This is a genomic window from Serratia sp. NPDC087055 (assembly GCF_044900985.1).
Lineage (GTDB): Bacteria > Pseudomonadota > Gammaproteobacteria > Enterobacterales > Enterobacteriaceae > Serratia.
In genome coordinates, this window is sequence record NZ_JBJDOG010000006.1 from 1 (window position 1) to 24,449 (window position 24,449).

Sequence of the window (24,449 nt, forward strand, 5' to 3'; positions counted from 1 at the left end):
ACGTGAAAGAACCGGTGGAGCGGTAGTTCAGTTGGTTAGAATACCTGCCTGTCACGCAGGGGGTCGCGGGTTCGAGCCCCGTCCGTTCCGCCACTTATTTAAATTATGCCTGCTTATTTTAGCAGGCATAATGTTAAGCACGATTTAGGGGCGTAGCTCAGTTGGTAGAGCACCGGTCTCCAAAACCGGGTGTCGCGAGTTCGAGTCTCTCCGCCCCTGCCATATTAGAAACCCTTTGCGAAAGCAAAGGGTTTTTTTTGCTTTCTGTTTCCCCCATTCCTCGCTATTCCTCCGAAAAACTGTTCAAAAACCCCACCGAAATCGTTCCCAATTTAGACATTTTTAGCTGGATCCATGTACAAAATGGTTGTTCTGCCATGATGTGATGCCGCTCATTATTCCTGCCCGATTTTCAACTACACCTTATCTGTGCCCAGCCCTTTGCACACCCGCTTCACCAGGAAAAATGCAGCATATACAACAATGGCAACTCTGCCGGAGGCATGTTTCATGCCACGGCAGTTCGAGGAGAACAACATGGTTAAACGTCTGCTGTTAGCGGCCGCCATCACTGGCGCCTTGGTAGGTACGGTACAGGCAGCACCGTTGGTCGTCGGTTTTTCGCAGATTGGTTCCGAATCGGGTTGGCGTTCGGCGGAAACCAAGGTATCGAAACAGGAAGCGGAAAAGCGGGGTATCACGCTGAAAATCGCCGATGCGCAGCAAAAACAGGAAAACCAGATCAAAGCGGTGAGATCTTTCATCGCCCAGGGTGTTGACGCCATTTTTATCGCGCCGGTTGTCGCCACCGGTTGGACTCCGGTGCTGCAGGAAGCCAAAGAAGCCAAGATCCCGGTCTTTTTGCTCGATCGGATGATCGAGGTGAACGATCCCTCGTTGTATACCGCGGCAGTGGCGTCGGACAGCGTGCATGAAGGCAAAGTTGCAGGAGAATGGCTGGTGAAAGAGGTTGCCGGCAAGCCTTGCAACGTGGTGGAACTGCAGGGCACGGTGGGTTCCAGCGTTGCTATTAACCGCAAAAAAGGCTTTGCCGACGGTATAGCTAACGCCGCCAACGTTAAAATCATCCGCTCACAATCTGGCGACTTTACCCGCAGTAAGGGCAAAGAGGTCATGGAGAGTTTCATCAAGGCAGAGCAAAACGGCAAAAACATTTGCGCTGTCTATGCGCATAACGACGACATGGCGATTGGCGCTATTCAGGCGATCAAAGAGGCGGGTTTAAAACCGGGCTCGCAAATTAAAGTTGTCTCTATCGACGGAGTACCTGACATATTCAAGGCGATGATGAATGGCGAGGCCAACGCCACGGTCGAACTGACGCCAAATATGGCCGGTCCGGCGTTTGACGCACTGTTGGCGATGAAGAAAGACGGTACCCAGCCGCCGAAGTTTATCCAGACCGAATCCAAGCTGTTGCAACCGGATACCGCTAAGCAGGAATTCGAACTGAAGAAAAGCATGGGTTATTAATCTACTCACCGACGGGACAGAAGATGGCCACATCTCAGACCAGTTTGTTGACGATTAAGGGATTATCCGTCGAGTTCCCCGGCGTAAAAGCGCTGGATCAGGTTGATGTCACGTTGCAGCGCGGAGAGATAATGGCGTTGCTAGGCGAAAACGGCGCGGGGAAATCCACGTTAATCAAAGCGCTGACCGGGGTTTATCAGCGTTCCGCCGGTGAGATATTGCTGGAAGGTACTGCCATTGCCCCGCAGAGCACCGCGCAAGCGCAGGTGCTGGGGATTGGTACGGTTTATCAGGAGGTTAACTTACTGCCGAATATCTCGGTGGCAGCCAACCTGTTTATCGGGCGAGAACCAACGCGCTTTGGCCTGATTGATCAGAAAAAGATGCTGCATCAGGCTCAGCAGCTTTTGCTGGGGTATGGATTGGGGGTGGACGTCAGTCAGCCGTTGGGTAATTACTCCATTGCGATCCAGCAGATTATCGCTATTGCACGGGCAGTAGACCTGTCTGCCAAAGTCTTGATCCTCGATGAGTCAACCGCCAGTCTGGATGCCAAAGAAGTCAGCATGCTGCTGGATATCCTGAGCCAGCTCCGCACTCAGGGATTGGCGATGATCTTTGTGACCCATTTCCTCGATCAGGTTTACCGCATTAGCGATCGCATCACTGTACTGCGCAACGGTAAGCTAGTGGGGACGAAAGCCACGACTGACTTACCGCGTCTGGAGCTGGTACAGATGATGCTTGGCCACGCGTTTGACGAGTCGCTACTGAAACGCGGCGAGCATACGCCAACCGAAGCACCACCGTTGGTCGAATTCAGCGGTTATGGGCGACGTGGCATGATTGAGCCCTTTGACCTGCAGATTCGTCCGGGGCAAATCGTGGGATTGGCCGGCTTGCTGGGATCGGGGCGCACTGAAACTGCCCAGTTAATATTCGGTATTAAATCGTGCGATAACGGCAGTGCCAAGGTCGGAGGGCGCAGAGTGAACATCCGCACGCCACGCAAAGCCGCCAGCCTCGGTTTTGGCTATTGCCCTGAAGATCGCAAAACCGATGGAATCGTTGGTGCTGCGACGGTGCGGGAAAACATCATTTTGGCGCTGCAGGCCCAGCGCGGCTGGTTAAAACCGCTGCCGCTGCGGGAGCAAACGCGTATTGCCGAGAGTTATATCCAACTGTTGGGCATCCGCACGCCGGGGCCAGAACAACAAATCCAATATTTGTCCGGTGGCAACCAGCAGAAGGTACTGCTGTCACGCTGGCTGGCGACTAAACCTCGTTTTCTGATCCTGGATGAGCCAACGCGCGGCATTGACGTTGGTGCACATGCTGAAATCATTCGTTTAATCGAAAAACTGTGCGATGAAGGATTGGCGCTGCTGGTTATTTCTTCCGAACTGGAGGAACTGGCGGGCTATGCGGATCGTATCCTGGTGCTGCGGGATAGAAAGCATGTGGCACAGCTTGAGCATGATGCCATTTCAGTGCCTGCGATCATGCAGGCGATAGCCGCACAGCAGGAGGCAGGATGAACCTCAGGAGTTTCTCCATGACCAATGGACCGCGTAAAGTCAGATGGGTCATGCCCGTTGGGGCGACGCAACTCGGGGCCCTGGCGGTGATTTTGCTGATCGACAGCCTGGTCGCCCCGAATTTCTTTTCCATACACATCCAGGATGGCCGACTGTTTGGCAGCGTGATCGACATTGTTAACCGTGGCGCACCGGTCGCATTATTGGCATTGGGCATGACGTTGGTGATCGCCACAGGTGGCATCGATCTTTCCGTGGGGGCAGTGATGGCTATCGCGGGTGCCACTGCGGCAACGCTGACCAGCGCTGGTTATCCGCTGGGTTACGTACTGGCCGCCGCTTTGGCTGTGGGGGCCCTGTGTGGTTTGTGGAACGGGTTCCTGGTAGCGGTGCTGCAGATACAGCCGATAGTCGCCACGCTAATGTTGATGGTGGCTGGGCGCGGTATTGCACAACTGATCACTGAAGGACAAATTGTCACCTTTGAGCGAGAAGGGTTCGCACGGCTCGGCAGCGGTGCACTGATGTATTTGCCGATGCCGGCGATCATTGCCGCAGTGATGCTGCTGTTGATCTGGTTGCTGACGCGTAAAACGGCGCTGGGACTGTTTATCGAAGCTGTGGGTATCAATCTGCGTTCGGCGCGTAATGCAGGGGTCAGTACGCGTTGGGTGGTGATGGCGGTGTATGTGATCTGTGGGCTATGTGCCTCCGTAGCCGGAATTATCGTCACGGCAGATATCCGCGGTGCAGATGCCAACAATGCCGGGTTGTGGCTGGAACTGGATGCGATCCTGGCCGTGGTGATTGGTGGCGGTTCACTGCTGGGGGGGCGTTTTAACCTGCTGCTGTCGGTAGTGGGGGCATTAATCATTCAGGGTATGAATACTGGCATCCTGCTGTCCGGCTATCGGCCGGAGTTTAATCTGGTGTTGAAGGCAATCGTGGTATTGGCGGTGTTAATGGCGCAATCGCCAAGCATCTCGCTGCGGCAACTGCTCAGGAGAAGAAAGCCATGATCAAGCGTAATCTGCCCCTCTTGATGACCGTACTGGTGTTCCTGGTGGGGTACGGGTTTTGCCTAACTCAGTTCCCCAGTTTTGCCTCTACGCGGGTATGGTGCGATTTGCTGACCGACAACGCTTTTCTTGGCATCGTTGCAGTCGGCATGACGTTCGTGATCCTTTCAGGCGGCATCGATCTGTCGGTCGGCTCGGTGATCGCTTTTACTGGGGTGTTATTGGCCAAACTGATCGGGACTTACGGTATAGCGCCGGGTTATGCATTCGTTATTGCGTTGTTGATGGGAGCCTCGTTTGGCGCATTGATGGGTTGGATCATTGATGTGCTGAAGCTACCGGCATTTATCATCACATTGGCTGGCATGTTCTTCGTACGGGGTATGAGTTTTATTCTCTCGGAGGAGTCGATTCCCATCGATCATTCACTGTATGCGACGTTGGCTAACTATGCCTGGAAACTGCCGGGCGGTGGCCGCTTTACGTTGCTGGCACTGGTGATGCTATTCGTGGTGGCCGTCGGCATGGTGTTGGCGCACCGTACTCGCTTTGGACATAACGTCTACGCCATCGGCGGCAACCGGGTATCTGCGGCGTTGATGGGGGTACCGGTGCAACGCACCACGGTGCTGATTTATATGCTTTCAGGCACGCTGGCAGCCCTGTCAGGGATTATTTTCTCGCTGTATACCTCAGCGGGTTATGCGCTGGCTGCCAGCGGTGTAGAGCTGGATGCCATTGCTGCCGTCGTAATTGGTGGCACCTTGCTGACTGGCGGCGTGGGCACGGTCCTGGGCACGCTGTTTGGCGTGCTGATTCAGGGGCTGATCCAGAGTTACATCACCTTCGACGGCACGCTCAGCTCATGGTGGACCAAGATTGTGATCGGTATTCTGCTGTTTTGCTTTATCGGCCTTCAGAAGGCGATGAGCGCGTTTTGGCTCAGCAGACGAACAAAACCCCGGCATCCCCGTTTGAAGCCGTTATAGCGGCTCATGCTGTGGTATTCAAAGGTATTTTCAGTAATTGTCTGATCAGCGCCTGCTGGTCGCTATTTTGCAGCCAGACGGCGTAGAGAGGGCGGATAATGGCCGGGATCTCGGCGGCTGCGGTTAACTGCGGATAGTCCTTCTCCCATTGGCTGGGCAGGAAGGCGCAACCGCCGGTAGTTTCAAGTAGCTGTCGTGTCAGATGCGCAGAGGTCGTCGTGAGCACCGGCAGCGTGTCGCCTTCCAGCATACGGCTTTCCTGCTGATGGAAATCAGCCCCCCATTCCAGTTTGATATAAGGCATTGGCGCGAGCTTATCGCGCTGAGTGGAAGAGAACAGCCGCAACGAGAAATTACCCAACAGTTGGCTGGCCAGTTCATCCATCTTCGGTGGCTCGGTGGTGATGAGCAAATCGAGCTGTCTTTCATGCAGCTGTTTTACCAAAGAGTGCCGTAACGCAACCCGGGCTTCCAGCTGCAACGCCTCACGCTGCTGATAGAGCGATTGCAGCCACGGGGTTAGATAAGCCTCCCACAGCGAGGCGGTCGCGCCGATGGACAACTCGGTATGTTGCAGTGAACGCACCACCTCTTTTTTCGCCAATTGCCAGGTCATCATCAGGCTCTCAGCGTAGGGCAAAAGCCGCTCCCCGGCTGGCGTCAGGCGGATATTGTTACGGTGTCGGGTGAATAAATTTGCACCCAATTGGTTTTCTAACTGGCGGATGCGGAAACTGACAGCAGACTGCGTTAAGTACAAGGATTCTGCGGCTCGGCCAAAGTGACGCGTTCTACTGACCTCCAAAAAGGTTTTCAGTAATTCGGTATCCACACCCATCTCCAATAATTTTTATCGTTAAGATTTAAATGTTTTGTTTTACACAATGTCAAGCCTATCTAATACTCCGCGCCATAAACAGCACGGCCATGAGAGAATTAGGAGCGTGTCAGATGGCGGATAGCTTCACCACGACCAACCGTTTTTTTGATAATAAACATTACCCTCGCGGGTTCTCCCGTCACGGCGATTTCACCATTAAAGAAGCGCAATTGCTAGAGCGCTTCGGGTATGCGTTTAACGAGCTGGACACGGGTAAACGCCAGCCGGCCACTGAAGAAGAACAGTTGTTCGTCGCAGTGTGCCACGGTGAGCGCGAGCCGGTTACCGAACAGGAAAAAGTATGGGCGAAATATCTGGTGCGCACACGCCGCCCGAAAAAATTCCATACCTTGTCTGGCGGTAAGCCGCAAGCTGATGCGGTGGAAGATTACACCGACAGTGACGATTGATAACGATGGGGCCTGCGGGCCCCATTTTTACGCCAGGCTGCGGTGCAGCTGCAGCAATAGGCGGTCCATACTGCGGTAACCCAGCGCTTCGCTCAAGTGACGCTTATCAATATCTCGATCTCCTGCCAAATCAGCCAGCGTACGGGCCACTTTTAAAATCCTCTGCCAGGCGCGAACCGATAATCCCAACGTGGTTAACGTTGTTTCAAGAAAGTCGGCATCTGCTGTGCTAAGCCGGCAATCCCGATCGACCTCGTTATTATTCAGCAGGGCATTGATCTTCCCCGCCCGCTTAAGCTGCCTTTCACGTGCCAACAGCACGCGCGCTCTTACGTCTATGCTGCTTTCACCGACGATACGGCGTTTGCTCAACACGCCAGGTGGCAACAATGGCACCTCAATCGATAAATCAAAGCGATCGAGAAACGGCCCCGAAAGCCGCCCGAGGTAACGCAGCACCTGCTGTGGCGATGCGCGGTTATGCATGCCTTGATAATGCCCGGTAGGGCTGGGGTTCATCGCGGCAATCAATTGTACCCGCGCCGGGAAGCGGATTTTGGCGCTGGCGCGTGAAATAACTATCTCGCCGGACTCCAGCGGTTCACGCAGGGCATCCAGCACGCGCCGTTCGAATTCCGGCAGTTCATCCAAAAACAGGACACCATTGTGTGCCATCGATATTTCACCTGGCCGTGGCAGTGAACCACTGTGATATATAGATATTAATGCGATGATGTTTTCTGACAAACAGTCACTTACCGGCTGGTTTTGTAGAAATGGGTGCGACGATCTCACGCTAATAGGTGTTAAGGAGTGTGGAATGTATAGAAATAGCAGCGACAGCGTGCCTAACCAACAGCGCAGGATAAAGCCAACAAGGCGTAGTGTGTCAGGTGCATACGCCTTTCGGGGGCATTCTGAAGTTGAGTTTGAATCAACGCTTGAGCGCGATTTTATTATGCAGGCAGACTTCAATCTGAACGTGCTCGATATCATCCCCCAACCTGCTTCTATCCCATTCTTAGGGATAAACGGGCAGGAGTACACCTACACCCCCGACTTCCTCGTTTACTATCGCTTGGGTAATCTCACTTATCACAATTATCCAAAACCGCGCCTCGTGGAAGTTAAGCCAGAGGCGGAGTGGCGGGCAAACTGGCGCAAATGGCTTCCAAAATGGAAAGCGGCTTATCGGTATGCTCTACAACAAGGCTGGGAGTTTCACATTCACGATGAATCCCGTATTCGCAATCAGGCACTGCATAACATCCGTTGGCTTAACCGTTATAGAAATATGCAGTTCCCGGAACAAGAAACACAATTGCTGACTGAGGCTGTGTGTGACGCCGGTTCTATATCGTTTGATCATCTCCTTTCCCGTTATTTCCTTGGGATGTACCAGGCAGTTGGTCAGACCCACATCTGGCATCTGGTTGCCACCCGTAAGCTGGATTGCGATATCACCAGACCTTTGACCCGGAATACCGAACTGTGGGTGACTGAATATGAGTGAACTGCATAACCGTCGCAATCGAGAAGATGAAGAATCTTACGAGCCACAACGTGTCATGATAGCCGTTAAAATTGGTGAACTTGTCAGCCATACCGATGGGGTCTTCCGGATTATTCAGGTTGTTGACTTTGGCACTGTCGTTGGCATTAACCTTGAAACCGGTAGGCATGCGTCTCTTCGGATACCCGAATTAAGGCCTTTGAGGGATGCTGAGGTGATTTTTCAGCCTAATGCTACCGATATAGAGGATATTGCCGATGAGGACTGGAAAATCGCGCAGGGGCGCTTTGCTGCGATCCAACCGTTTCTAGATCAGATGGTATCTGGTCGCGACGATATGAAGATGCGTGCGCAGGAAGTTGGAGTAAATGCGGCGACACTTTATCGATGGTTACAGCGGTATAACAGTTACGGCACTGTGAGCGCTCTGATCCCGCTAAAAAGAGGGTGGACTAGCGGTAAAAGCCGTCTTTCATCAGAGATGGAGGCACTCATTAATGATGCGCTGGAGAAAGTCTATCTGACACGACAGCGTAACTCTGCCAGCAAAACCATTGAGTACATTGAAGGTGTTTGCCGCGAGCGAGGCATACAGCCTCCAAATCACATGACTATCAGGGCACGTATTGCACGTCTGTCTGAAAAGGCAGTTCTCCGGGCCCGTGGATACCACGAAAAAGCACGCAACCGCTTTCATCCCACCCCTGGGATGTTCCCCAATGCTGATTACCCTCTTTCAGTCATTCAGATCGACCATACTCCAGCTGATGTCATTCTTGTCGATGACCTGTACCGTAAACCAATCGGACGGCCTTGGCTGACGCTTGCGATTGATATTTACAGCAGAATGGTTACGGGTTACTACATTTCATTCGATGCGCCTTCTGAAACGTCAGTTGCCATGTGCGTTGCGCATTCTATTTTGCCTAAAGAAGAATGGTTGATGCTCCATAAGATGGATGCGGAATGGCCTGTATGGGGCAGACCCACAACCATTCACGTGGACAACGGCCCTGACTTTCGATCCGACAATTTCCGCAAATCCTGCATGGCTTACGGTATTAATCTTGAATTTAGGCCGGTCAAAGTCCCCCGTTATGGTGGACATATTGAGCGGCTGATGGGGACAGTGCTTCGCCAGGTCCATAGCCTGCCAGGAACTACATTTTCCTCGATTGGTGACCGTGTTGAGTACGATTCAGATAACAATGCAGTTATGACGTTAGGTGACTTTGAAAGCTGGTTTATCACGTATATCACTAAAGTTTATCACCATAAAATGCATTCGGGCACAGGATTGTCACCCCTGAAAAAATGGGATGTGGGAATTTTCGGCAATGCAGATGTACCCGGAGCTGGTCTTCCTCCACGTCCAGCTGATCGCATGACGCTTCAGCTCGACTTCATGTCTTCAATCACGCGTACCATTCAACCTTTTGGTGTGACTTGGCATGATATGAAATATTACGCAGAGCCGCTTCGCCCTTGGATTAATGCGACAGACAGATCCACAGGGAAAAAACGTAGTTTTCTCTTCCGCTATGACCCACGGGATATCAGTTCAATCTGGTTTTTCGACCCGGAACTTAAATCTTACTTCCGGATACCCTTTGCTGATCAGACGCGTCCGTCAATGAGTCTGTGGGAGTACAACCAAGTTCGACAAAAGCTTAAGGCTGAAGGCATTGATAGCGTAAACCAACATCTGGTCGATGCTGGGCTCGCGGAAATGCGGCAGAAAGTCGAGCAGGCAAGTGCTACAACCCGAAAAGCACGTCGCCAGGCTCAGCGTCGCAAAGTGCATGAGTCAGGTATCACACCGGCTAGCCCGATCAGAAAAACTAATGGCTCCCAAAAGTCGAGTCGCTCCGTTCCTAACGGGTCAGAATATATTGACGGGCTCATTAAAGGTGACATCGACGATCCATTCGGAGACCTGGCATGAACAATTTTTCGCATATTCACCCCGAATTTCATCATGTGATGCTGCTGAGCGATGCTGAACGTATGGATTTCCTAGATGCCCCTCGTTGGATTGGCTATACCCGAGCGAAATATGTGCTTGACACATTACAGGGTCTGATGAGGCAGCCTTCACGGCCAAGGATGACAAATCTGTTGCTGGTGGGGGATCCAAATAATGGAAAAACCACAATTGCCCGCCGATTTTTTGAATTATGCGGTAAAGCATACGTTAATGATAATGCTGAACCCGTGATGCCGGTTGTGCTTGCTGAAGCACCACCGACTGCTGACGAAAAAGGCCTGTATATCTCAATTTTGGAAAGATTCTATACGCCCTACCGGGCTACTGATCCGGTTTCAAAACTTCGTTATCAAGTGATCCATCTCTTCCGATCCTGTCATGTCCGTATGCTGATGATTGATGAGTTTCACTCCTTGCTTACCGGAACAGCACTCAAGCAGCGTGAGGTGATGAATGCTATCAAATTGCTGTGTAACGAACTGGCTATACCTATTGTGGGTATCGGAACGCGCGAAGCCGTGCGAGTGCTGCATACCGATCCCCAACATGCCAGTCGCTTTGACGTACTCGCACTTCCTGCATGGGAGTTAAATTCCGAATTCCAGCGTCTGCTCGGTGCATTCGAAAAGCTTATTCCACTCAAAAATCCCTCACGCCTCCATGAGCCGGAACTGGCTCTACAGCTTCACGCAATTTGTGGTGGGAATATCGGAAATTTACACCGCTTGCTGATTGAATGCAGCAAAGAGGCAATCAAAAGTGGTAGCGAGAAGATTGATAAAGCTGTCGTTGAAAAGAATGCCTGGTGTCGTCCGACACAAGGAGTAAGGGAAATTTCTCTTTAATCCGGATTCCGCCTGACAGTCAGGCCGGGCATGATTTTATGTAAAGCTCTCAGGGAAGGCGATATGGGGAGTTTTCTTATGTGGTCAGTTATTTCTGATTGTGCGGGCGAGAGTCTGTCCTCTTGGTTAGTCAGAATGGCTCTTGCCGCTGGTTGTGATCCCTTGTCTCTGACTCATACCCTCTGGCCGGGCTGGCGAACCTGGACCCACGACGTTGATCGGGTTCTGACCAAGTCACAATTGAGTGTGTTGCAAATGCATTCAGGGCTGAGTGACGTTTCTCTTCATCACATGACGCTTGCCGGTTTGTTGGGAAATCCCGTCGGGCAACCACTTCAGCCGATAAATGGTAAAATCACTGGGGTGATACCGCTTGGTATCCGCAACCGAAGCTGTCTGGGTGGCGTGCAGTTCTGCCCGAAATGTCTTTCGGAAGATAAGCATCCATACTTCCGGCTCATGTGGCGACTGTCTTTTTCGACGGTATGCCTCAAACATCAGTGTTTGCTGAAAATGGGCTGCCCACACTGCGGCGAATCTGTGCAGTATCACCGACTGACAGCACCTGATGAAAATATTCACCTGTGTTTCAGATGCCTGACAGACCTCAGAGAGGCTTTCACGGAGCAGGCGGAACTGCAGGCCATGGCATTTCAGCAATTTGCGCTAGGCTCACAGGGGTATCAAAACAGCGTAGTAGCCTGCGGCAAGCATAACCATGAGGACTGGTTGGTTATCGAATTTTTCGTCCGGCTGATAAGGTATGCGACCAGAAAGCATGGAGGTGCGCTGAATGAATTGTTCAGTTACGCGGGCATTCCCGTTAGGAAGGATATCGTAGGCCCACTATCCCTCCCACTTGAGTATCTGTCAGTAAGTGATAGAGCCCGGCTTTTTTCAGTCGCGTGGCCTCTTATCTTAGGCGGACCTGCACAATTTTCCATGCTTGCACGTAAATATGGGCTTACCTTTAATGGACTATCCGCATTTTCCCCCCCTGACTGTCTCAAAATCCTGCTAGCAGACCTCCCTTTACATCATGTTCCCCATGCTCAAAAGCAATCTAAAATTTGTCTCGGTGTGCGTTCACGTCGAAGCGTTGAGCACCAATGGGCGCTACTTCTGAGGCGTTCCAGAGTAGGTAAATATGAGTGACGATGTTTTGGAGTGCGATGCCTGCGGCCAACGAGTAAAAACGTTTCACCGTCGCTACCGAAACATAAGGTATTGCCAGAGCTGCTATGTGTTCCTTTTCCGAAAAGTAATGTGTCCTGAGTGCGGGGATCTGGCGCGGCTCCACACCGAGTACCCTCTTTCAGTCTGCAATAAGTGCGAAAAAGCAAAACCCTGTGTGCGTTGTGGTAGAAAGGGATATCGTCTGGGGAGGCTGACCATTTATGGCCCGGTCTGTAATGCATGCTCGTACTGGTTTAGGGAAAACCGCCCTTGTAGCCGGTGCGGAAAGCTTTCGCGTTTGCTAAGCCATTCCAGTCGGTCAGGATATGGCGGGCAGATATGCCCGACTTGTGTCCGGATCGAACATCGTTGTTGCTCTGCATGTGGGCGATACCGCGAGCTTGTAAAATCATCGGATGGTATGGCGGTTTGCAAACGATGTTTGGAGCTGGGTGAGATTAAATGTGCCAACTGTGGAGCTATGATGCCTGCAGGCTATGGGAAAACTTGTGAGGAGTGCCACTGGAGGGCGATATTCAGTAAACATCGCGTGACGAATCTTGCGCTATTTCAAGACAGTGTAATCGCAAGTGAATACGATGCATTTTGTGGATGGCTTGGTAATCGACAGTCATATCGTAAATGTGGCACTCTCTCGGACAGATACTGTCTTCCCTTTCTGAGACTCGAAAACACGTCAAAACAACATGCAGACTGGTATACGCTCTTCCGTCGGTTTTCACCTGGGGATATGCGTAAGTATCCGCTACTGGAGCGCTGGTTGCGTGAGAGAGAACCAGAGTTGAGCTTGAACGTGACTAAACAGGTGTCGGCTGAAGAAAACTATATAAAGAACATTCTCGCACGTGGCGACTGCCTTGAGGCAAGGGATGTGATGAGGCAGTATGCTGGATTGCTTGAGCAACGACGTGCTGGAGGAACACAATACCGAACTGTGCGTATGGCTCTGAGTACAGCGGTTGCATTGCTCGAATTTAGTATCCGTTCAGATAATGGGGTTCCTGTTCAGCGTGATGTGGTTCGTTATTTACGTCAGAAACCGGGACAGAGGGCAAACCTCAGTGGTTTCATTCGTTTCCTTAACATCATTTTTAATTCTGGTCTTACACTCCCACCAATGAAAGCGAGCCACAGCAGAAAATCTCAGCTAGAGAAGACCTTAATGGCTTTGATGGTGAAAGCTGAAGCTTTCAACGAGACGCTGTGGGTACGGACAGCAATCGCCTATTTTCATGATATCCCACTCTCTCAGGCTGACTCCCTACTTAACAATGGGGTGCTAGTTCGTGAGCTTGAAGGGTTCAGTTTATTAGTCAGAGATAAAAATTATTGGGTGCCAAAACCGACTTTTAGGGTAATGGTCAGATAGATTATCTGAAGTATGGGAATACTTCTATTGAATTATTCCCGTATCCATTACTGTGTAAATATAGCTGGCAAAACCGCATGCTTTGTATACATTATTGCGGGGAAGTCTGTAATGACGAGCTCACTTTCAGAGTAACCTAGGCTTCTTAAACCACTCTTGATAAATGGGTATCCCTTAAAGAGAATCTTATTATAAGCAGGTTTTAATATTTTGATGAGCCCTGCTTCAAATTCATTAGTATGTTCTCTGCCGATTTTACCCAGGTCATGCATACGGTTGAAGTCCGTGAAATTATGAAAAATTGGTCTTTTAGTCTCATCCTCAAACATACCACTCCCGTCAATGATACTGGCGACTTCAAGGGAGTTAACACTCAGTAGCATTAAAGAGATCTCAAAAGGGGAATGAGGCAAAATGGTATCAAGTGGTCTCTCTAATGTCATGATTCTTTGTAGTTTTTCATGCCCCGTTAACCTTTGCCATATTTCCTGATCGAAAGATTGACCAATATAATGCACTTCATAGTCAATAAATTTATTATAATCTCCAGTAATACGACTTGCCATTTGTTTTTTAAAGTGATGATAGAAAAAACGTTGCGGAGTAAGATAGAAAACTCTTTCTCCATATTTGTCTAAAAGTTCAATTGCAGCTATATTATCATCACTTTCCGTTAACATGTCTTCTCGGTCGAAGTAATATCTTCTGACTTGTGCTTCATCATTATTCAAGCATTCCTTTGTGTCGAATTCTATAAAGCATTTCAATGGGGTGTTTTGCGATTCATCATAAATTTCGAAATGGATTTCATGGCTATTGTTGTCTTCATTCTCAACATAAATAATGTTTTTTATTTTTAACAGTGGCCTCTGAGAAATGATATAAATTGAACTGGATTTTATGATTTCCTGAAATTCTTTTATGTCTTTCATTGATTCGAATTCAAATGCGCTAATCACTGGGTGTGATAGGCGAGCTTCAAGAGAGGCCTTTTGAAAGAATCCCTTATTTTTCATCATATATACCCTTACCTTTAACTTTTTTTCCGTTGGTTACTTCTTTTATCAAAGATGACAACGCTTTAGGAACAGAGAAAGGGCGGACCTCTTTGTTGGAAAAATGTACCTTGTAGCACAGGTGCTGGGCATATTGTCCGTTATTACGCAATTCATAATCAACGCTGAACGCGGTGATGTTTCTACCGTTTAATTCCCATCCAGGGGATAGGTTACAGTATCTGGTGTACAGATCTTTTAGCTCGTCATAAAGTTCACCTTCGGTTACTAGTCCGCTGGCTTTTACTTGTGGCCGTTGGTCCTGAAAATAGTTTTTAGCGGCGTTTATCGTTGCGAACCTGCGCCCGATTATTGTTACCGATTTACCTGCACCCATCAGTAAAATCCTCCTGAAAAGTCATTTAGTGATGATGCGCCTAGGGGGGAACATCATCAATTTAGTCTACAGCCGATCGAAAATCGATCCTTTACGCGGCACAAAGATTTTTTCATACAAACGCGTAGCATAATCGTCTGTCATACCGGACACATAGTCGCAGATTACGCGCATGCCATCTTTTTCGCTAATCGCTGCCCGCTTCTCATATATTTCGCGTGTTGAGCTGGACAGGAAACGCATGGGATCGCTCGCTAGTACACTGAATAACTCAACAACCAGCTTTTGCCCTTTGAACTCCAGTATCTGAACGTTTTCGTGCTTGATGACTTTTACCATAACCAGATCGAATATTGCTTTACGTAATGCTTCGATTGTTGGAGGCAACACCGCTTTATACCGGAGTAAGCTGGATTTAAAGTTACCTTTCTGAGGAGCAAGAGTAACGCTCGTGATCATCAGATGCACCAGCATCCCAATGCACTCTTTACGCTTGTAGCTTTCACCAAACAGGCTATCAGCTACGGATTGGAGTGAGCCATTGAAGGTGGCGCCACGACAGTCATAGAACAGATGCGCACTTTTTTCGAAATGGTCCATCCACATGCTTCGGGTGAGCATACCCAGAGAAATTGCATCTTCAAGATCGTGCAATGAGTATGAGATTTCATCTGCGAGATCCATGATGGTCGTATCAAGCGCTTTGTAAACTGCCTTCTTGTGAGCGGGTTTCGGATCATTGGCTTTATTTGACTTAACCGTGGTAAAGAGTTTTCTGTCAGCTTCTGTAAAAATTTCTAGTGCAAATTCAACGACCTCGTCTTCTGAATTGAGGAAGCATTTAGGGGGCTTGTAATCTGATGATTTAAACAGCCAGTTCTGTGGGCCACTGCCCACATTGTATGCCTTTTTATTAACTAACGATGAATAGCGAACGGGGTATTTTAGAACCCCCAGAAGAAGCCTGCGCGTAGGGTCCAGTCCGTGATCCGCCGTGTATTTATCGAGTCGGGATAAAATGCGCAGGGTTTGGCCGTTACCTTCAAATCCATCGAAGTCTTTCATGCAGTAATTCAAAGCAACTTCACCACCGTGACCGAACGGAGGATGCCCGATATCGTGAGCCAGACAGATAGCCTGCATCAGGTCGTGGTCTGGAAGAGAAAGTGATTCTTCTTTATCTGCATATTTTAAGTCAAGTTGTGTCAGGAGTCCGTCCCCAATCTGGGCGACCTCCATTGAGTGCGTGAGTCGAGTGCGGTAAAAGTCACTTTCTCCTAGGCCAAGTACCTGGGTTTTTGACTGCAACCGCCTGAAGGGAGAAGAATGGATCAGGCGAGATAAGTCTCGTTTCCACTCTGTTCTAATTTCTTCAGGCCGGCGAGCGTTAGACCCTCGGCGTTGAGCCCACTTGTCCGTATTGCTGTGTGACATATTACCCCCTTATTATTCTTATCTTCGTTTTTTTAAGCTGGATTTTCTGTTCTGAACAGGTGGGGAAAGACTGGTATCTTTCGCGATATTTCTCCATTCGCCCCACAGTGCCTACATGGTTATTTTGACATTTATTTTGCGAAATGCATTTCTGATGGATGGATATCCTGGATGAGGGCTGTTGTTCGTTGGAGACGGATGCTTGAATTCCCTTACAATACCAGGCATGTCCCCGATAAATTTTCCAACGACACCTTTATTCAGTCTTGCCAGTTTCATGTAGCGCCGGATCCATTCATTGAGTTCCAGTGATTTGTTGTGTATGAAAATCACCCCTTGAAACTTATCTTTTTCTTTGGCGTTTTCTTCGTCGTTAGAGGATGGACGTCTTTCAATTTCAGCGATATAAACAGTCATATCGTGCATACGTATCCTGATGAACAGAACACCACGACGAGATATCTGAAAGCTATCTGTATAACACCAGTTGTAAAGTTCTGTTAAAGCTTGAGATCCCGGGTTAAATGCAATGTACTCCGGGTATATAGAATCAGAGAAACCATCGGCAGGCGAATACCATTCCACCGACTGGACAAGATCTGGCCTGGCGTCTTTGAGTGCCAGTAATGCTCCCCAAACATCCCTGACAACCCCTTCTGAATCCATCACGCTGACTGCACGTGTCTGAACAGAGAGCTCACCTACTGACCGCTCATTCCTCTCTGTCTGACCTGGTGAGAATGTGACGGCCTCTTTTCCCGGCACGAGGTTGCCGCTGGTATAACGCGCCTGTTGCGAAATGACTTTATTAATTACGCGGCGTTGACCCACAATTTTCAGTGAAGGTGTCTCCGCTTCACTTCTTTCCATCCCCGGCTCAGGATCGGTGAATCCGGTTACAACCACGTTGTCAGGGACCTGAATTCGCGTGGTGATCCGTGCACCGTCAAAGGCGGCTTCGCTGCCGGGGGGAGCCGGATTTTGTGCTTTATCCCCTTGTTGATGGGAAATGCGAACCGGCGGCCCGTCGGGCTCAGATAAACCGGTGATACGAAGCCCAAGAAAAGACTGGCCGTCAGATCCATAAGGTATCCCCTCAACGACTAACGTTGCAGGTCGCCTGTGCCAGGGCCCTACTTTCAAAGGTATGGGCCATTCATGTTTTTTCCCCGCTGCCTTTTGGTTGAAGAACTGGGTAGATAGAACGGAGTGGATGCTGCTTAAGGCGCGCCGCGTTTCAGATCGGTATTTGGCTGTGGCGAGCATGACAGCGTCAATCTCGGGGATAAGAGGAGGCAGACAGATTTGCCATTCACCTGGCTCTTCAGGCATCGCGGTTGGGGCATACAATCGGTTCAGGCACTCTTCCCATGAATAGGTGGTCAGGATGCGTTTTACTTCACCTGAAAATCCGTAACAGCGGCTGAAAAACTCAATACACGGAACAATGAGCTTAGCCCCGTTGGTTAGGTCAAATTCAATGACCCAGCTTTCAGGAAGACGTAAGCTATCGGGTTTGTAGAGTTCCGTTGGAAAAACTGAAGCATCTTGGGCATTTTGAAATCGCCAACCACTGTCAAAATTAAGTTCGAATGGTTTTTCCTGCAAATGGCTTTGCTGGACACAGACACCATTGTGCCAAACGGATCCAATACTGAAAAAACTGAGGTCCTGGACCAGAAGAGGGATGTCTTCGTAGATAGGTAGCAATTCGCCATCTTTTCCCAGCTGGCGAAATTCTGTTTGAATCCTTGGCTGATTTCTTAATGAGATGTTAGGTATAAATCCCTTATACCAGCAGACCACCCAGTATTTTTCATTTCTGAATAATTCCGGGCGAATAATGGTCCTGTTGGACTTCCTGAAGCGAAAATGCATCTTGTCGCATCCATTAATGATCAGAATGATTTATCTATCGCATCTATTGCCATAAGCCTGCAAGTTATTTTTCCCTGAAAATCATCTGGTTTTTTACGTTGCCTCTTTAGAAGACGCAAGGACGGTTTCTTAAACATACCTCTGCCCGATTCCGTCGGGAACAAATGACTGCGAAAGCTGTTGAGCATAGTATTATAGACTGTCAGCGGGAGATGCTCCTGGCTCCTCGGAGAACATATGAAATTGAATAAGGTTATACAGCCGTTGTTCTTTCAAACAGATCCGTGTATCGGTTGTCCCTGGACTTCACCGAATATTAGTTTTTTTGCTAGAGTACAAAAACTAGATAGTTGTTCCTAATAGCAGCCAATTTTTTCTAGGCCATACTCCTCTCCGAGGAAGGTACTGGCGGTTTCCATAAAATGACTAATCTTTTGCAGCAACTACCATATTGAACTGCATTGATGGTTGCGGGTTATGCTGTTGTGGGATGTTTGTTACAGCTGTTCACTATGGTTTAGCTCTTTGCACAATAGAGATATATACAATGTTGCTGTCTCTTACGGTAGCATCGCAATCTATTGACATGGTAACTAGTAAGTTTGCTTATAGTTGGAATCCGTAATTTTCTTGAAGTAAAAACTGCCATATCCGACAGTAACCAGAATGTCCGTTCGCCAAGTGCCGGTATCGGTGATTTTCTCTGAGATCGTGATTTTTTCCGTTAGATGGACATTTAAAGATTGACACATTAATAAAGTAACGTAATGTTTCTGAAGTCACTCCCTGGTAAACTGCACGCACGCGCAGATGAAAAATATATTTATGTTTTTATTGCTTTTTTTTAGAGGCTTACATGTCGCAACAAATTTCGGCTATTGCTCTTGAGGAAATGATTCAATCTGGGATTGATTCTCTAAAAGAGAAATCCAAGAAAAATAAAAGATTTTTTCAAGGGTTTACAGCGATATCAATTTTACTCGGGGCTGCCATAACCCTCACCCTTGGGATTTCAGTTACAGGTGATTTGAAATTACAGAAGAATATAGCATTAGTATTCGGTGTGATTTTGACAGTTGTAAATGGTTGGATGGCTATATTTGATTATAAAAAACTTTGGATGAGACAAAAGATAACACTACTAAGCTTTTATCAACTCAGGAATGATTTAAAACATACTACCTCGGTTGAAGAAAGTTATGATCAGAAAGATATTGATAGATTATTCGAAGCTTATCAAGGTATTTGGGATAAGGATGGCAATGAATGGTTGAATATTTACAAAGAATCGGCTGATGTAAGTAATACTAATCATGGCTGAAGTAAGTAAAGGAATTATAAAATGAACTTTGTAGTGCTCGAAATTGATAAAATTGCAATTCATCAGGTATTTGTTCGTGAAGATTCTCAAGTTCCTGTAAAACCTGTGAAAGGTAAGGAATTGATACGTTTTGACCAGCATGCTATGTCTGATTTCAAAAGAAGAGTTCTTGATTCTTTGGCTAATGGATCGTCTGCGGTGAGAATGATGATCTCTGACCATAACGAAGGAAGGACGCCATCTATAATAAATAGACTACATGGCTTAAGTGATAAGGATTTTATTGATGAATCTTATCATATAGCAGAGCGTCTTGCAGAGGCTCAGAAACGAAAAAATATATCTGGTGGGATAGTTGTTGTTTTTAGTGCAACCTACAACCCTAAAAAACTCAAATTTGTTGGAATTATTAAAGCGGATATTCATAGTGCTTATCAAAAAGCAGTTGATCCTGAAACGAATGAGATATCTTTGACATATGTTAAGGAAGTTCTTCTTACTCCTTCTACGCGCCTTTATAAGTCAGCGGGCTTTTTTATGCGTGAAGACGCCGCAGAGACCGAGGATCTGAATACTCAGTGGCTAGTTGATATCTCAGACTACCAGATTGATAAATCTGACGGTAAGGCTGCTGCTCAGTATTTTTATCAAGACTTTTTAGGGTGTGCCTATCCTTCTACAAGCGCAAGGAGAACTAAAGAGTATTTTGAACTTACCAGTAGCTTCATTAGTAGAATGAAAATCTCTGAGGAGGATCGCAATGATCTTCATAATGCTTTGTATTCTGATCTAAAAGCTAAGCGTTCTGAGAGAGTTAGTCCTCTCGAGTTTGCAAATGAATACATGTCAGATATAGATGTAGACAATTTTAGAGAGTATCTTGAGAATGCCAACTTCGCAGTAGAGCCATTTATTAAAAATATTGAGCATCTTACTGGAAAACTTAAAAGCCGAAGAGTAAAATTTAGTAGAGACATTCGAATTACTGCACCATCGGATGTATTTAAAGAGTTAGTTGAAATTGAAACGTTCCAAGGTGAAGCTCAAGATGATGGGGCAAAGCCGACATGGACAAAAATACTGATTAAAGACAGGATTATAAAACAGGAATGAACGAGGCAGAGTTTTTACAGCGCTGGAAGTCCGAAAAAACCATGTATGATGCATGGGGGGATTTCGTTGTAAATTTTATCTGTGAAGACCTTCAGAATTCGTATGATAAAGATCTCAACGTTTTTCTGAAGGTTCCTGTAAAGCACAGGGTAAAGGGCGATGATTCGCTTATTGACAAGGCTTTCTATCGCTCAAAAAGTTATAAAGACCCATATGTAGAAATTGAAGATAAGGTTGGTGCGCGGTTTGTTGTAATGCTCGTAAATGAAATTACAGAAATTTGCGATATCATCAGTAAAGCATCAGATGATGGAATATGGGATGCGATACAATGTCGCGATTTTGTCAGTGAGCGAGAAGCGTCGCCGACCCTGTTCACGTATCAGTCAGATCATTTTATTATCAGAAGTAATAAGCCTTTAAATCACAAAGGTATCGATATTGATGCAGATATTCCTTGTGAGATTCAGATTAGAACACTGTTGCAGCATGCTTATGCAGAGCTCACCCATGATGTGATCTATAAGAAAAAAATGCTTATCAAGCCGGATGTACATCGTACCGTGGCGAAAACGATGGCATTCATTGAGACTGCGGATGACTTCTTCTCAAATGTAACACGTCAACTCAATGAGCAACCAGACAGACTTTATGAAGTTCAAGAGCTGCTTAATACTCTATATTTCGAAATGACCGGTGAGCAACCGGTAAACCAAAAGTCTTCGCTGGTAATTTTCGACGAGTTCCAGAACTGTATGGATGAAAATCTTGATTACAAGATAAGAAAATTTGTCCGCGATAATCCTCATATTAGTGAGATTATAAAAGAGCGTAGAAATAATCATGCTTTCTATAATCAGAGTATCATAATATTTGTATACTATCTTGTTCGTTATAGAAGGACACAGTTAGGAGGTAGTTGGCCACTTGAGTGGCAGATTATTACTGAGATTGCTCTCGAACTTGGCGTGGCACTGGATAGGCCGGTTTAATAACCCAGGTCTTTCTAGTAAGGATAAAAAGTAGATGGAATACATATCCCAATCACCTCGACTACGGCTATCAGTTACACTTTTTCTAACCGTGGTCATTGGTGTGTTATCAAGTATTTTCGCAAGCCAAATAATGCCTAAAGGAGAGTTGGATTGGTCACTATTACCAAAAGTCTCATCTTTCTGGCTGCTGACATTGTGTGCTTTAGTATGGATTTTTATCCATGTTAGATTCCTTAATTACGATGAAAATATTATGAAATACGCAGATGACCAGCATTGTATTGCAATCATTCGAAAAACAAAGCTCGAAGGACTTACTGCTCTAATACGTAAAAATCCAGAGCAGGCCTCCTTAGTAGATGCTGAATCATTTTTAAAGAATCTGAGGGTTAAATGAGCATACTTCTCTCTAGACCTGTCCAAGAAACATTGCAAAGAAATGAATTTTTTTCAAGAATTTCATTACAGCAACTAATGGCGAAATTTGGATCGTTAAATATATACAATCTTGAAGGTGACTCATCAGTGCGCCGAGTAGCTAGCGCTACAGAGGAAATATATGTAATGCGCATAAAAAATCTCCGTGTTTTTTTTACGAAGAAAGATGGGGATCTTGTTTTATTGAGCATTGAAAACGGCTAGCAATGCATTCTATTATTTTACTGGGGTGGTAATGCTGCCCTATTATTTTAATTACTGTGGCATTGTGTAAGAAATAATTATCGTATTACTTGCTGGTATTACACTTATCTCTGGGGTGAGTGGGTTTTATTACACTTACGTTGGAGTTGGACTATTATTGCCAGTAAAAGCGAATATTTCTCTAAGTTTGGAATCGAAATATATAATTTTTCCCAAAATTTACTTCTTTATCCAGAGCGGAAATATATAAGAGAGAAAACAAAATTATATATATGTTGGTTTATCTGGCACTAAGGGAAAAGTCGATACAGATAGTCGAGCTTCCACTCTGTGGAAAGTAAAAAAGAATATTTAAAACAGTTTATTTCAATAATCAACGGTGAATTCCTCAGAATATTTGAAAAAATTGAAGAGGATGGATTTTACTTCGAAGGTGGAAAAAATGGACGATATATTAGATTGTGATATTTATAAAAAATATTTAAAATGGTCAAGTAAGAGTGGATTAAAAAAGTGGTTGGAGAAATAAAAACTGTCAACGAAGTTAACAAGCCTATGCTCACCAATTTTTTCTACTACGCGATAATTAACTGAAAATTCTGATATTAAGCTTAACCATATAACAGAACTATTTCTTGCGGGTTGGTAGTTGCTAAAGGTGAGTCTTGTTCTAAACTGTACAAAAAAGGATAACTATTGAATCAAATGGGAAAGCTAAAAAAATCAATTAGAAAAGCTCAAAGACGTGTACAGAAAAGAAGTACTATAGAAATAGAAGATGTACGTAATCCACTGCGAAAAAGAATAAATGGAGTTATTTTATGGTTGGCGGCAACAGGCGTTCTTACGGTAATCGGTGGTTTCATATTTGATTTTTTTACGGGAGATGTACAAGTTGAATATGTTAGATCTTCGGGAAGAGGCTATGAATTTAAACTTGTTAACAATAGCTCTACTGATCAAATTTTAGAGGAATTTAGGATATCTCCCGATTTCGGTCAGAAATTGCTATTTAAAATTAATAAGTCAGTATATGGTGAGTTTACCGAAGGAGGAGTTACATTGCCTGGCGGTAACTCTACTTATATGCCAGCCTTTGAATTCAAAGAAATGAATGGTTATGTATTACATGCAAAATCCCAAGTGAATTTCCGTGTCCCTCCTCTTGTCGCAAGGGATTATATGGTTCCTGAAGCTATCGTAGTATTTGCAGATTACAGTACGAAATCAAAAAACAAGTATATGGCAAAAATTGAGTCTACTCTGACGGTTTTAAATATCAGAGATTCTAAGAAAAGGAAAAAGTATTTGGTCGTTGAAAATTATTGGACACCACTTGATAATGGTAACGAAATAAATGCAATAAAGAATGCATGCCGAGATGATGATATGCTTGCAAAATCCACAATCTGTAAGGAATAGCTCAAGGATGAGAAAATTGCTGCACTTTTGATTCATCAGTACACTAGATGTTAAATCTGCCTCTCATTATTAACTGAATTTCAGATCAATGGAATACTTACAAAAGCACTCCGAAAAATTAATTTTTTATGATCGTTAACAACTTCAAAGGTAAACGCATAGTTCGAACTTTTTATGTCAAAGCTTGCTTAGTAGTGCCTAAATCGGTGATGTACGGATAATAAAGACTCTAATGTTATTAGATATTTTGCTGTTTAGATAAGTATAGGGCTTAACATGCAAAATTTTACAAAGGTCGAAGTCTCATCTCTCTCGACAAAAATTGGAGGCCGTTTTGATCTTCGGGCTGAGTTAGATGATCCGGGATTTCATGAGTCTTTGACAATTGACAGGGTAGTCGGGTTAGGTTCGCTTTTCGGTGATGGTGAATTCATTCAGTTTGACCTGTGCCAGCATTGCGTCAGAGATTTTTTAGGAGGTTGGGTTCGGATAAAAAGAGTATAATTTGATGGCGTTGTATTCAGATCTGAGTAGGTGGATATGTCGAGCTATTCACGAAGATTCGAGCGGTTCCTGAATGTTTTTTGCAGAACTTGTGTTCTCAGCCAGTGATCTAAGGATTCGTCTCCGAACTTGAAATTATCAAAATAATGGCTTTGAAGTAGCGGTTCTGGAGCATTCAAGTTCAAAGTCAATTTTCCCACGGAGGCTGTGACTGCATAGTTTTTCTGAGTGCTTCGTTAGTTTGAGGAGACATATCCAACTTATCGAGAAACTGCTTATACACGTCAGGGCTGATATTGACGATGCGGAGGTTTGCAAGCGTCTCTTCTGCCGCCAAGCGTGCAGCTTCCAATATAAACTCTGCTCTGTTTTTACCCGCTGCGCGCGCAGCTCTGTCGATCAGGGCTTTATCCTCTGACTTAATGCGCAGATTAAGCGTTGAGCGATAGATAAAATTTCCACGATTAATCAATGGTTTGGATTTTTGTTTTGGCATTATGAACTACC

The 24,449-nt window shown here is 46.4% G+C and carries 21 protein-coding genes, 2 tRNA genes and 1 pseudogene; 17 read left to right on the forward strand and 7 right to left on the reverse strand.

Translation table 11 applies throughout. From position 1 onward, the window contains the following. Positions 1–16 precede the first annotated feature (16 nt). The 6 genes from ACI2J2_RS20965 to yjfF all read left to right on the forward strand — a co-directional run bounded on the left by ACI2J2_RS20965 (position 17) and on the right by yjfF (position 5,040). Positions 17–93, forward strand: a tRNA-Asp gene (locus ACI2J2_RS20965). A gap of 53 nt (positions 94–146) precedes the next feature. Beyond that, positions 147–222 (forward strand) — tRNA-Trp (locus tag ACI2J2_RS20970). A 315-nt stretch (positions 223–537) separates the two neighbouring features. Beyond that, positions 538–1,494, forward strand: a complete 957-nt coding sequence (gene ytfQ, locus ACI2J2_RS20975) for a galactofuranose ABC transporter, galactofuranose-binding protein YtfQ (protein WP_404760780.1) — start codon at positions 538–540, stop codon at positions 1,492–1,494. Positions 1,495–1,517: 23 nt separating this feature from the next. Continuing rightward, complete coding sequence (locus ACI2J2_RS20980) at positions 1,518–3,032, forward strand: sugar ABC transporter ATP-binding protein (RefSeq protein ID WP_404760781.1); 1,515 nt, start codon at positions 1,518–1,520, stop codon at positions 3,030–3,032. Between the two features lie 17 nt (positions 3,033–3,049). Continuing rightward, complete coding sequence (gene ytfT, locus ACI2J2_RS20985) at positions 3,050–4,051, forward strand: galactofuranose ABC transporter, ATP-binding protein YtfT (RefSeq protein WP_265556093.1); 1,002 nt, start codon at positions 3,050–3,052, stop codon at positions 4,049–4,051. After that, positions 4,048–5,040 (forward strand): galactofuranose ABC transporter, permease protein YjfF, encoded by a 993-nt coding sequence (gene yjfF / locus ACI2J2_RS20990; protein ID WP_404760782.1) that lies wholly within the window; start codon positions 4,048–4,050, stop codon positions 5,038–5,040. Before ytfT ends, yjfF begins: the two co-directional genes overlap by 4 nt. A 4-nt stretch (positions 5,041–5,044) precedes the next feature. Here yjfF and hdfR read toward each other — a convergent pair whose 3' ends face one another. Continuing rightward, positions 5,045–5,872 carry an HTH-type transcriptional regulator HdfR gene (gene hdfR, locus ACI2J2_RS20995; protein ID WP_209639434.1) on the reverse strand — a complete coding sequence of 276 codons (828 nt, stop codon included), beginning with the start codon at positions 5,870–5,872 and terminating at the stop codon, positions 5,045–5,047. A 119-nt stretch (positions 5,873–5,991) separates the two neighbouring features. Here hdfR and ACI2J2_RS21000 point away from each other — a divergent pair, with 119 nt between their 5' ends. Continuing rightward, entirely contained in the window at positions 5,992–6,330 is a 339-nt protein-coding gene (locus tag ACI2J2_RS21000; protein WP_209639431.1) for a DUF413 domain-containing protein, read from the forward strand. A 27-nt stretch (positions 6,331–6,357) separates the two neighbouring features. On the opposite strand, the pseudogene ACI2J2_RS21005 reads toward ACI2J2_RS21000, so the two are convergent. Then, positions 6,358–7,059: pseudogene (locus ACI2J2_RS21005) on the reverse strand (ATP-binding protein); the annotation flags it as partial. A 91-nt stretch (positions 7,060–7,150) separates the two neighbouring features. Here ACI2J2_RS21005 and ACI2J2_RS21010 point away from each other — a divergent pair. The 5 genes from ACI2J2_RS21010 to ACI2J2_RS21030 all read left to right on the forward strand — a co-directional run bounded on the left by ACI2J2_RS21010 (position 7,151) and on the right by ACI2J2_RS21030 (position 13,241). Then, entirely contained in the window at positions 7,151–7,843 is a 693-nt protein-coding gene (locus ACI2J2_RS21010; RefSeq protein ID WP_404760783.1) for a TnsA endonuclease N-terminal domain-containing protein, read from the forward strand. Continuing rightward, positions 7,836–9,788, forward strand: coding sequence for a Mu transposase C-terminal domain-containing protein (locus ACI2J2_RS21015; protein ID WP_404760784.1), 1,953 nt, complete (start codon positions 7,836–7,838; stop codon positions 9,786–9,788). The genes ACI2J2_RS21010 and ACI2J2_RS21015 overlap by 8 nt, the downstream gene beginning before the upstream one ends. Beyond that, positions 9,785–10,675 (forward strand): TniB family NTP-binding protein, encoded by an 891-nt coding sequence (locus tag ACI2J2_RS21020; RefSeq protein WP_404760785.1) that lies wholly within the window; start codon positions 9,785–9,787, stop codon positions 10,673–10,675. The genes ACI2J2_RS21015 and ACI2J2_RS21020 overlap by 4 nt, the downstream gene beginning before the upstream one ends. Before the next feature lie 63 nt (positions 10,676–10,738). After that, positions 10,739–11,830 (forward strand): TniQ family protein, encoded by a 1,092-nt coding sequence (locus tag ACI2J2_RS21025; protein WP_404760786.1) that lies wholly within the window; start codon positions 10,739–10,741, stop codon positions 11,828–11,830. A gap of 772 nt (positions 11,831–12,602) precedes the next feature. Continuing rightward, on the forward strand, positions 12,603–13,241 hold the full coding sequence (locus ACI2J2_RS21030; protein WP_404760787.1) for a hypothetical protein: 639 nt from the start codon (positions 12,603–12,605) through the stop codon (positions 13,239–13,241). 47 nt (positions 13,242–13,288) lie between these two features. Here ACI2J2_RS21030 and ACI2J2_RS21035 read toward each other — a convergent pair whose 3' ends face one another. The 4 genes from ACI2J2_RS21035 to ACI2J2_RS21050 all read right to left on the reverse strand — a co-directional run bounded on the left by ACI2J2_RS21035 (position 13,289) and on the right by ACI2J2_RS21050 (position 17,945). After that, on the reverse strand, positions 13,289–14,260 hold the full coding sequence (locus ACI2J2_RS21035) for a hypothetical protein (protein ID WP_404760788.1): 972 nt from the start codon (positions 14,258–14,260) through the stop codon (positions 13,289–13,291). Beyond that, positions 14,247–14,633 (reverse strand): hypothetical protein, encoded by a 387-nt coding sequence (locus tag ACI2J2_RS21040; protein WP_404760789.1) that lies wholly within the window; start codon positions 14,631–14,633, stop codon positions 14,247–14,249. Before ACI2J2_RS21040 ends, ACI2J2_RS21035 begins: the two co-directional genes overlap by 14 nt. A gap of 66 nt (positions 14,634–14,699) precedes the next feature. Further along, a complete protein-coding gene (locus ACI2J2_RS21045; RefSeq protein WP_404760790.1) occupies positions 14,700–16,067 on the reverse strand; it encodes an anti-phage deoxyguanosine triphosphatase in 1,368 nt (455 codons plus the stop codon). A 111-nt stretch (positions 16,068–16,178) separates the two neighbouring features. Then, positions 16,179–17,945 carry a hypothetical protein gene (locus ACI2J2_RS21050; RefSeq protein WP_404760791.1) on the reverse strand — a complete coding sequence of 589 codons (1,767 nt, stop codon included), beginning with the start codon at positions 17,943–17,945 and terminating at the stop codon, positions 16,179–16,181. An 856-nt stretch (positions 17,946–18,801) separates the two neighbouring features. Between ACI2J2_RS21050 and ACI2J2_RS21055 the strand changes: the two genes are divergently transcribed. The 5 genes from ACI2J2_RS21055 (at position 18,802) to ACI2J2_RS21075 (ending at position 23,438) form a co-directional block, all read left to right on the forward strand. Next, positions 18,802–19,266 carry a DUF4231 domain-containing protein gene (locus ACI2J2_RS21055; protein ID WP_404760792.1) on the forward strand — a complete coding sequence of 155 codons (465 nt, stop codon included), beginning with the start codon at positions 18,802–18,804 and terminating at the stop codon, positions 19,264–19,266. A gap of 21 nt (positions 19,267–19,287) precedes the next feature. Continuing rightward, entirely contained in the window at positions 19,288–20,379 is a 1,092-nt protein-coding gene (locus ACI2J2_RS21060) for a nucleoid-associated protein (RefSeq protein WP_404760793.1), read from the forward strand. Beyond that, positions 20,376–21,371, forward strand: a complete 996-nt coding sequence (locus ACI2J2_RS21065; RefSeq protein ID WP_404760794.1) for a GTP pyrophosphokinase family protein — start codon at positions 20,376–20,378, stop codon at positions 21,369–21,371. The genes ACI2J2_RS21060 and ACI2J2_RS21065 overlap by 4 nt, the downstream gene beginning before the upstream one ends. 34 nt (positions 21,372–21,405) lie before the next feature. Further along, positions 21,406–21,771, forward strand: a complete 366-nt coding sequence (locus ACI2J2_RS21070) for a hypothetical protein (protein ID WP_161544620.1) — start codon at positions 21,406–21,408, stop codon at positions 21,769–21,771. Positions 21,772–22,712: 941 nt separating this feature from the next. Beyond that, positions 22,713–23,438 (forward strand): hypothetical protein, encoded by a 726-nt coding sequence (locus ACI2J2_RS21075; RefSeq protein ID WP_404760795.1) that lies wholly within the window; start codon positions 22,713–22,715, stop codon positions 23,436–23,438. Between the two features lie 691 nt (positions 23,439–24,129). Here the strand turns inward: ACI2J2_RS21075 and ACI2J2_RS21080 are convergent. Then, positions 24,130–24,438: a DUF1778 domain-containing protein gene (locus ACI2J2_RS21080; RefSeq protein ID WP_404760796.1), complete on the reverse strand. Its 309-nt coding sequence runs from the start codon at positions 24,436–24,438 to the stop codon at positions 24,130–24,132. Positions 24,439–24,449 lie beyond the last annotated feature (11 nt).

Bases quoted from the DNA above. Each gene is read 5' to 3' on its own strand.
- ytfQ (WP_404760780.1), top strand. From the start codon at position 538: ATGGTTAAACGTCTGCTGTTAGCGGCCGCCATCACTGGCGCCTTGGTA.
- ACI2J2_RS20980 (WP_404760781.1), top strand. From the start codon at position 1,518: ATGGCCACATCTCAGACCAGTTTGTTGACGATTAAGGGATTATCCGTC.
- ytfT (WP_265556093.1), top strand. From the start codon at position 3,050: ATGACCAATGGACCGCGTAAAGTCAGATGGGTCATGCCCGTTGGGGCG.
- yjfF (WP_404760782.1), top strand. From the start codon at position 4,048: ATGATCAAGCGTAATCTGCCCCTCTTGATGACCGTACTGGTGTTCCTG.
- ACI2J2_RS21000 (WP_209639431.1), top strand. From the start codon at position 5,992: ATGGCGGATAGCTTCACCACGACCAACCGTTTTTTTGATAATAAACAT.
- ACI2J2_RS21010 (WP_404760783.1), top strand. From the start codon at position 7,151: ATGTATAGAAATAGCAGCGACAGCGTGCCTAACCAACAGCGCAGGATA.
- ACI2J2_RS21015 (WP_404760784.1), top strand. From the start codon at position 7,836: ATGAGTGAACTGCATAACCGTCGCAATCGAGAAGATGAAGAATCTTAC.
- ACI2J2_RS21020 (WP_404760785.1), top strand. From the start codon at position 9,785: ATGAACAATTTTTCGCATATTCACCCCGAATTTCATCATGTGATGCTG.
- ACI2J2_RS21025 (WP_404760786.1), top strand. From the start codon at position 10,739: ATGGGGAGTTTTCTTATGTGGTCAGTTATTTCTGATTGTGCGGGCGAG.
- ACI2J2_RS21030 (WP_404760787.1), top strand. From the start codon at position 12,603: ATGCGTAAGTATCCGCTACTGGAGCGCTGGTTGCGTGAGAGAGAACCA.
- ACI2J2_RS21035 (WP_404760788.1), bottom strand. From the start codon at position 14,260: ATGATGAAAAATAAGGGATTCTTTCAAAAGGCCTCTCTTGAAGCTCGC.
- ACI2J2_RS21040 (WP_404760789.1), bottom strand. From the start codon at position 14,633: ATGGGTGCAGGTAAATCGGTAACAATAATCGGGCGCAGGTTCGCAACG.
- ACI2J2_RS21045 (WP_404760790.1), bottom strand. From the start codon at position 16,067: ATGTCACACAGCAATACGGACAAGTGGGCTCAACGCCGAGGGTCTAAC.
- ACI2J2_RS21050 (WP_404760791.1), bottom strand. From the start codon at position 17,945: ATGCATTTTCGCTTCAGGAAGTCCAACAGGACCATTATTCGCCCGGAA.
- ACI2J2_RS21055 (WP_404760792.1), top strand. From the start codon at position 18,802: ATGTCGCAACAAATTTCGGCTATTGCTCTTGAGGAAATGATTCAATCT.
- ACI2J2_RS21060 (WP_404760793.1), top strand. From the start codon at position 19,288: ATGAACTTTGTAGTGCTCGAAATTGATAAAATTGCAATTCATCAGGTA.
- ACI2J2_RS21065 (WP_404760794.1), top strand. From the start codon at position 20,376: ATGAACGAGGCAGAGTTTTTACAGCGCTGGAAGTCCGAAAAAACCATG.
- ACI2J2_RS21070 (WP_161544620.1), top strand. From the start codon at position 21,406: ATGGAATACATATCCCAATCACCTCGACTACGGCTATCAGTTACACTT.
- ACI2J2_RS21080 (WP_404760796.1), bottom strand. From the start codon at position 24,438: ATGCCAAAACAAAAATCCAAACCATTGATTAATCGTGGAAATTTTATC.